This is a genomic window from Vampirovibrio chlorellavorus, assembly GCF_003149375.1.
In the GTDB taxonomy this organism is placed as follows: domain Bacteria; phylum Cyanobacteriota; class Vampirovibrionia; order Vampirovibrionales; family Vampirovibrionaceae; genus Vampirovibrio; species Vampirovibrio chlorellavorus_B.
On record NZ_QFWH01000010.1, the window covers coordinates 97679 to 105684 of the forward strand.

The 8006-nt window shown below is 43.6% G+C and carries 6 protein-coding genes and 1 tRNA gene; 6 read left to right on the forward strand and 1 reads right to left on the reverse strand.

The features are described 5' to 3' along the window. Positions 1 to 149 precede the first annotated feature (149 nt). The 4 genes from DF283_RS12375 to DF283_RS12390 all read left to right on the forward strand — a co-directional run bounded on the left by DF283_RS12375 (position 150) and on the right by DF283_RS12390 (position 3370). Positions 150 to 225 (forward strand) — tRNA-Val (locus DF283_RS12375). A 355-nt stretch (positions 226 to 580) separates the two neighbouring features. Further along, positions 581 to 1912: a DNA cytosine methyltransferase gene (locus DF283_RS12380; protein ID WP_303675194.1), complete on the forward strand. Its 1332-nt coding sequence runs from the start codon at positions 581 to 583 to the stop codon at positions 1910 to 1912. Next, a complete protein-coding gene (locus DF283_RS12385) occupies positions 1905 to 2954 on the forward strand; it encodes a hypothetical protein (RefSeq protein ID WP_303675195.1) in 1050 nt (349 codons plus the stop codon). Before DF283_RS12380 ends, DF283_RS12385 begins: the two co-directional genes overlap by 8 nt. Before the next feature lie 11 nt (positions 2955 to 2965). Then, positions 2966 to 3370, forward strand: a complete 405-nt coding sequence (locus DF283_RS12390; RefSeq protein ID WP_303675196.1) for a very short patch repair endonuclease — start codon at positions 2966 to 2968, stop codon at positions 3368 to 3370. 29 nt (positions 3371 to 3399) lie between these two features. Here the strand turns inward: DF283_RS12390 and DF283_RS12395 are convergent, their stop codons facing one another. Then, positions 3400 to 3930, reverse strand: coding sequence for an antirestriction protein ArdA (locus tag DF283_RS12395; protein ID WP_303675197.1), 531 nt, complete (start codon positions 3928 to 3930; stop codon positions 3400 to 3402). Positions 3931 to 4503: 573 nt separating this feature from the next. On the opposite strand from DF283_RS12395, the gene DF283_RS12400 reads away from it, so the two are divergent. Then, positions 4504 to 5226 carry a hypothetical protein gene (locus DF283_RS12400; protein WP_303675198.1) on the forward strand — a complete coding sequence of 241 codons (723 nt, stop codon included), beginning with the start codon at positions 4504 to 4506 and terminating at the stop codon, positions 5224 to 5226. Positions 5227 to 6577: 1351 nt separating this feature from the next. Then, the coding region (gene drt2, locus DF283_RS12405) for an antiviral reverse transcriptase Drt2 (protein WP_303675199.1) at positions 6578 to 8006 on the forward strand (1429 nt) is incomplete at its 3' end.

Genomic DNA, 8006 nt, shown 5'->3' on the forward strand with positions numbered 1-8006 from the left:
CCATTTTACGGGGGCAGGGCTGATTCCGTCCAGTAATGCGGGCTGAGCGCTTCAAGGCAGAGGGGGATCTGGATAAGGCATTGACACGCCCCCCGGTTTGATTCATAACTATGCTTGTAGCTAGTTAGAATTTCTGGTTGCGACCTCATGGGCGATTGGCGCAGTTGGTAGCGCATCACATTGACATTGTGGAGGTCACTGGTTCGAGTCCAGTATCGCCCACCATACTCTCCCAAGGGTTTCAGGGATTGGGGAGAGAGTTCCAAAAAAGCTCATGGGACACTGATGGGACACTCGCCATCAACTGTCCCCAGTTAATGTACATCCCCATCTTTCGGCTAGCAAACCACTACAAAAAAACAATCACCCTTTTTTCAAACCAGCCTTCTTGCTGAGTTTATGACCTGTGAACCATGTATACAAAACTTGAGCCTAGCCACTTCCTTGAACCTAATGCTATAAAATTGTCTTAGACACTTCTGTGAGCCTTTAAGCTCAAGAGAGGTTGTCATAAGCTATGCTTTCGATTATAGCCATAAACCCCTAGCTACATGTAAGTATGTTTTGAAAAGGAAAGATGATGGGCCAGAATAAAAAAAGATTGCTTTCCTTATTTTCAGGCTGTGGAGGTATGGATCTTGGCTTTGAAGGAGGATTTAAGGTTCCTTTAGTCTCTATTGGCAAAGGACAAAAGGACTGGATCTCCAAAAACCACGGCAATGGCTGGGCCACGTTAAAAGAAACCAGTTTTCAGACAGTCTTCGCTAATGATATCGAAAGAGCGGCCAAGGCCGCTTGGGAGCCTTACTTTAAAGAAAAGCGAGGCAATTCTGAGGCTGTCTTTATACATGGCAGCATTGTCGATTTAGTAAAAGCGCATAAATCAGGGGAGTTTTCATTCCCATCTGATATTGACATCGTTACAGGAGGGTTTCCCTGTCAAGACTTTAGCGTGGCAGGAAAACGTAAAGGGTTCGCATCTCATAAGTCCCATAAAGGAGCTCTCATTGAGCCTGAAATGGACTGCCCCACAGAAGAGAATAGAGGCGTTTTATACAAATGGATGCGAGAAGTTATCGCCATTACGCTTCCTAAAATGTTTATAGCTGAAAATGTCAAAGGGCTAGTCAGTCTTCCAGACGCCCAAGCCATTATCTCTCAAGACTTTTCAGATGTAGGGGGAGGGTATCATGTTGTATCCCCTAGAGTATTGCACGCCGCAAGGTATGGGGTCCCTCAGACTAGAGAGCGTGTTATTTTTATCGGCTTCAGGAAAGACACTCTTAAGCCTGGAGTCCTAGAAAAACTTCAAGAGTTGGATACTTTCCCAGAAATGGACCCCTATCCTTCTCCTACCCATTTTTTACCGGGAGATTTCACCTCATCAAAGAAGAATACAGCTTTGCGGCCTTTTGTGTCCGTTGGAAGTGTCTTGAGAGACCTTCCAGAGCCTGACCTGTCTGACGATCTATCCCATCAGGGGTATTCAAAAGCTAAATTTATGGGGGCTCACTGCCAAGGACAAAAAGAAATTAATTTGAACTTACCCGGCCCTACTATTCGTTCTGAGCACCACGGGAATATAGAATTCAGAAGACTATCGGTTGAACACAACGGTAACAATACGACAGAATTGCAAAATGGTCTTGCCGAAAGAAGGCTTTCGGTAAGGGAGTGCGCAAGAATACAAACCTTTCCAGACGATATGGAATTTGTTAGAAAGCTAGATCCAAAAGACTGGAGAAAGCTTAGCATCACTGAAGGCTATAAGCTTGTTGGTAATGCGGTTCCGCCTTTACTTGCCTTCAATCTTGCTAAAAGAATAGAAACCTTATGGGACACTATATTTGAGGAAAGCGTAAATGATAATCAGCGAGAGCTGTCCAAGGAAAGAATTCGAGCGCTTGCTTAAAGACGCTCATGAGGCAATGAACGAGTCCGCCCACCTGGAAGAAACTTATTTCCTTACAAGAGGCGCTCAGAAGCTAGAGGATGATTTACACAAACAGCTCCTACTAACAGCCAAAGGCACTTCTTTCGAAAATAATATACACCTCATATCAGGCTTCCGCTTTCCTGATATTGTGGCCAGAATAAATGAGAGTCGGGGATTTGGGATTGAAGTTAAAACCACAAAAAAGAATGACTGGAAATGCATTGGCAATAGCGTTTTAGAGTCAACCAGAGAAAAAGGCATTGAAAGAATTTATCTCTTTTTTGGCAAGCTTCATCCTCCTGTCAGCTTCAAATATCGCTTATATCAAGACTGCCTGCCAGAAGTTTCTGTAACACACTCTCCACGTTATCAAATTGACATGGGTTTGCCTCCTGGACAGTCAATTTTCGACAAAATGGGTATTTCCTACGATGCGCTTCAAGAAGGTGGAGAAACTATTAAAACAATAATAAATTACTATAAAAGGATTTACGGTAAGGAAAGAGTTTGGTGGATTACTGAAGATAACGAAGAAGAAAAAGCTTTAGACTTTAAAATTAAAATTTTGTCTGAATTCCCTAAACCTGAAAGAGCCCGACTCCTCTGCCAAATAATGGCTCTCTTTCCCATAATCCTGATTGATAGTAACGAGGACAATACCAAGTATTACAGGGCTTCTGCTTGGCTTCTTAGACAAGGGATAACAGACCCTGCCCTAAGAGACAAATTCTCAGCAAGTGGTAGAAAAGACATACCTATTAAAGATAAAGTAGTAAATGTTCCCAGAGTTTTGTTTAATCTTATAAAAAATCTAGAAACAATAATAGAAGAACTACACGCTTTAGATGAAGAGAGCCTCAAAGAAGCTTGGGACACAGAAACAATTGGACCCAATCGCTTGATTGACTGGATTAATATTACAACCCCCTTGATTCAATCCAACTTTAAAAACAAAGAAGCTGATGGCAGAATCTTTTTAGAATATTTCAATGAGAAATGCCACGAAATAAAGATATAACATCTCGAATTATGAAAACCATCAAGTCTAAAGGGACTAAACCGGAGCTCCTTTTAGGCAAAGCTTTATGGGCCGATGGACTACGCTACAGGAAGCACTATAAGATTAAAGGCCGTCCAGACTTTGTTTTTGTTGGCACCAAGGTGGCCGTTTTTTGTGATGGTGATTTCTGGCATGGCAATAACTGGAGCTTGAGAGGCCTAGCAAGCCTAGAGGAAGAGTTACTTAGCTATAGTGAATTTTGGGTAACTAAAATAAAGCGAAATGTCGCAAGAGACTTGGAAACTAATAAAATTTTAGAGCAAGAAGGTTGGCTGGTTCTTAGATTCTGGGAAAGCGAGATTTACACAAACATCGAAATAATCGTCCAAAAAATCAAAGAGGCTATAAACTCAAGAAAACATACAGCCGATTAAGTAAAGCCTCTTTTGATTTCAAGCCTTAACTATCGGTTCCAAAATACTTGTACTTGGCCATATTCCGGCTCAAGGGTGAAAATATCCCCGCTCAGCTCCATGTCTCTGGCCATGGCGGCATAGTCAATATATCCCCGGATATGCTCGGGGACTTGCTCCAGTCCGCCGGTCTCCTCGGTCAAGGAAGCAGCAAAGTCTTCTAGGCTGGCATAGCATCCAGCGTATTGTTCTTCCATGGTCTGTCGGGCTTCCTCAAGGTCGCCGCCAAAATGGACAATCAACTCAGAAGCCAAAGGACCATGCTCTTGAATGAACTCAGCCATGGCGGTTACGGTCTCCAAGTTCTGATACTCAGACAAGAAGGCAGAGCCAAAGCCCTCATAGTCGTGAATCGCCCATTCCTCGGCATCGGGTTCAGGAGAGGTCTCTAGCATGGTCTTGATCGAATCTTGTAGGGTATCCACATCATCACAAGGCATCCATCGCCCATGCAGCTTACCGGCGTTATAAGCGGACAAACAGGCCACATAAATTCTTGGGGTTAGTTGTTCTCCTGCCATTTTCAATTTCTCCAAAGGCTTGAACTGCTACGCATCGGCTAAAATAGGCACACTGCGCCATTTTTTAACCGGCTGACCTTATAGCGGGTTCCTCTGTGGAAGGCATGAAATGTCAGGACTGGCTGAAGAATGAAGCCACCCGAAGGGCTTGGTCTTGATGTTTCAGGAATGGAGCAGACAATACCCAGCGAAGGGCAGCAGGTTAATGAGCCCCACATGCGGGAGGGGGCGACGCAGGGAGTGGACCATGCGCATCAGCCCTAAACAACAAGCACAGACCTACCCCATGGTCCGCTCATCGCATAGCACCCGGTGCCCAACGAGGCACCCGCTTAAAAGCCTCTAGGGCAGCTTCTGCTGGATAGCTATGCGGCTTTCTGCATCTACTCTATGAGCTGGCTTAAGAGTTTTAAATTACGTAATCAGCACCGCCACACATACATCCCCTCCATTAAGCCCTTATTTGGACAAATAAACGTCACGCCGCAACCCTAGAAGATCTGTAGAATGGCAATATGAAGGAAAACATAGTTTTTATATGATTATAGGTCTTAAAGTTACAGGTCATTTCAAATGCAAACGCAATATTTAGACAAACCATTTCCCAAAGACTTTGGATTGACAAGTGAACAAGTTGAAGTCGTCAATAAAAAAATCTTTAGCCAGCAAAACCAACCCTTGATATTCTCTTTGGCTTGGTTGTTTGGCATAGCTTTTGCAATTTACATGTATTTGAAGGTTCAGCATATTGTTACAGCTCTTGTTATTGCGGGCTTTTTTGGATGGCTCCCTTCGGTAGTTATTGCAGTAATTCTCGTTTATCTTTTGGGCAGGTTAGAGGATTCGATACTGGGATTTTATGTACCTCACTACTCGTCCATAGTCCAATATAGAAAAGCTTTACAAGCCTATGAGGCACAAGAGCTGAAACTTAAAAACTTTGCGGATAGGCTACAGAAAATCATTAATGATTATGCGGCTGTTATGGAAGAGGGTGGACCCTCTCTTTTCGGTTGTCGTGACATATCTGTATTGCCTTACAGCAAGGACGTAATCAAACAAGCTCTGTTAGCAGGGCTGCGCCAAGCTGAGAGAATAGGCGACTTGCGATATAAGGACGCCCTCATTGCTGGGTATTTGTGCTTAGCGGAATATCAGTCTGGAATAAAGTCAGACAGGGAAGTTAATTGGAATACTTTTGAAAATACTCCGACAGGACGTACAGAATTATTTAAGGCTTTGGAAGGGGCAAAGAAATTCAAAGATGCCGAAATAATAGAGAGAGAGACCAACTGATCTTTGAGCTGCGAAAGCAGGGCTATTGGACTAGTGAGGATGACAAGGCATTTACAAGCACCTTTGAAAAAATGAAAGAACAAGCTAATAAACAATACGGTCTGGATTTATAGGCCTTGTAAAACTGACGATCCGGCACTCAACAAAAAACACGTGCTTTTTTTCGAGTGACAGTTCTGGTAATCACGAACACATCTGAACAATCATTTGGGCAGCAACTGCAGTAAGAAGGCATCAAAAGAGATACCATTGGGTGGATAGCGTCTCGGCCATCAATGGAGGAGAGTACCTGAGACACCAATGGCATACTAACCGTCTGTGCTTTGGCCATGGCGAATCAGAATTGGATGCTGAAGGTTCCATTTCCTACTGACCCGGAAGGCCCTGAAACCGAATGGAACTGTCCACTTGCCACTGAACCTTACACCCTCCCACCAACAAGTCGAGTACATACTCCATGAGCTTTGGCCACCCGCTGACTGAGCTGAAGAAGATTCACACCTATGCTGCCGATTCAAGGGGAATCTGTACAAGGAAAAGTTAGAATATACTTGGGCCTATATATCTACATCTCTCAAAACCAATTGCTTCAAGGATGAGCCCAATATACCCTCTGGCTCCAAGCCAGTTGCCTCATGCCGCTGACTACACTTCAGATACGCCGCATAAGCTGAGGCATCAGTGCCTAGTCTCCTTCCGGCAGATGAGCGATAGGTAAAAAGCTTCAACCAATGGGATAGAGGCAATTAGCCCGCATCAATCAGGCCATGGACGGCGTGGATTCCATCTTCGGCCTCGGTACCATGCGGCTGGGCTCGCAAGGATTTCGAGTTCCAGCACAATTCTTGTATGGCAGAGTTGGGCCGAATGTGCCGCTGTATAGCTCACTCTGAATCATACGCAATCTCGCCATGGTTCATCTCCTTGCCTGCAGCCAGCTAGCAAGGGTGGGCTGGGGGGGTAACACCCTCGGCCATGGCGTTATATCTAGCTTAAGGTATATCCTAAAGGGGGGTGGGGTTGTGGATAATGAGTTAAGGCTGAAAAAATACAAACCATTTCTGGCTACGTGCGCATTATGGCGAACACTATAGGTACCTTTTTTAAGCATTATGTTATGATAGCTCTGCTTTAAGCGCTAGGCTTAAAGGGAGGCTGTTGATTCTGTCAATCCAGTTAAACATTACGATTAGTCGCCAGACTATGATTAATATTTGATTGATCGGCATGAGGGACACCTCAAGTTCATTAAAGCATTCATCGTTTCAATGTGTCCTGTGCATTCAATGTGCAGGGAACAGGGTTGCATTCATTAAAGCAACTGAGTTGTTACCAGAAGAGACTTTATAGGTTGACACGTGACCTGTGCTCTTCTGGTTCTGCTGGAAAGGGTATTGTGGAACAGACTTGGTATCGCAAAAAAAATTATCCCCATTTCGATACAGCTCTACCCTACAAAGTGGCTCATGATTATGTCACTAATCCAGACAACATAAGGCAGCATGCCTTTTTCCCCTTCTTGTCTTTTGAGCAAAAGATTCGAAGATTTAAGAAAAAGCCAAAAACTCGCCCCATCAAATTTGCATCGCATCGTGACGGATATATATTTTCTTATTATGCCCACTTACTCACTCAGCCTTATGAGGATCTACTGAAAAGTGCCAATTTGGATAAAGTTGTTTTGGCATATCGTTCTGGCATAGGGAATAATATTACTTTCGCTAAAGAGGCTTTTGACCAAATAGAACGTCTTGGGAATTGTGTGGCTATTGGGTTTGATATTACAGGCTTTTTTGACAGCCTTGATCATACAGAACTCAAAAAAAAATGGGCTACACTGCTAGGAAAAACAAGCTTGCCCTCAGACCACTACAAAGTCTACAGAGCAATAACAAAATACGCTCATGTAGACTTAGTCAAATGCCAGGAACGGTTAAAATTGACGAGAAAACAAAAAAAAGAAAAGCGCCCCATTTGTAGCACTACCGAATTCAGAACACTAATACGCACAGAAGCCAACAACGAAGCTTCTCTCATACAAGTGAACCCTCTCAATACAGGCATTCCTCAAGGCTCTTCTATTTCTGCGCTTCTCGCAAATGTATATATGTATGTGTTTGATAAAACAATGCATCAATTGGCTGAAACCCTTGGAGGCGTCTACTATCGCTACAGCGATGATATTTTCTGGGCTTGCCCAATAGAGCATGAAGCCCTAATTAAAGACGAAGTCAAGAAACATATTTTAAAGCTAGGCCCGCAGTTTCAGATTCAAGATGAAAAAACAATTACCACACACTTTGAAAAGGATGAGAGCGGCTTATTGAAAATACGCTCAGGTGATAAACCTTTTCAATATCTAGGATTTCTTTTTGATGGACAGCGACGGCTGATGCGTTCACAGACCCTATCCAGATTTTGGCGAAAGTTTTCATTTTCAGTCCAAAAAGCCCGTAAGGATGCTTTAAGTTCCATCACTAAGCAAAGGAATCCAAAACTTTTTAAGCGGAAGCTGTATAAAAAATATACCCACTTGGGAAGCACAAATTTTTTGAGCTATGCAAAGCGTGCGGCTATAACAATGAATGGCGAGAAAGGTGAGTGGAAAAAAGAGCCCTGCTGGAAACAAATCAAGAAGCATTGGCAAAAGGTACAAAGCGAGAACTCATACGGTAACTTTCTGAAGGCAGAGCATGGCGCAGCCCAATTGCCAGAAGGCCTCCCAATTCTGCCAGCGATAGTCGTAGCGGATTTCAAGCTTTCTGAATTTGCCCAGCCAA

Coding starts and splice junctions, on each gene's coding strand:
- DF283_RS12395 (WP_303675197.1), bottom strand. CDS start 3,930: ATGGCAGGAGAACAACTAACCCCAAGAATTTATGTGGCCTGTTTGTCC.
- DF283_RS12400 (WP_303675198.1), top strand. CDS start 4,504: ATGCAAACGCAATATTTAGACAAACCATTTCCCAAAGACTTTGGATTG.
- DF283_RS12390 (WP_303675196.1), top strand. CDS start 2,966: ATGAAAACCATCAAGTCTAAAGGGACTAAACCGGAGCTCCTTTTAGGC.
- DF283_RS12380 (WP_303675194.1), top strand. CDS start 581: ATGGGCCAGAATAAAAAAAGATTGCTTTCCTTATTTTCAGGCTGTGGA.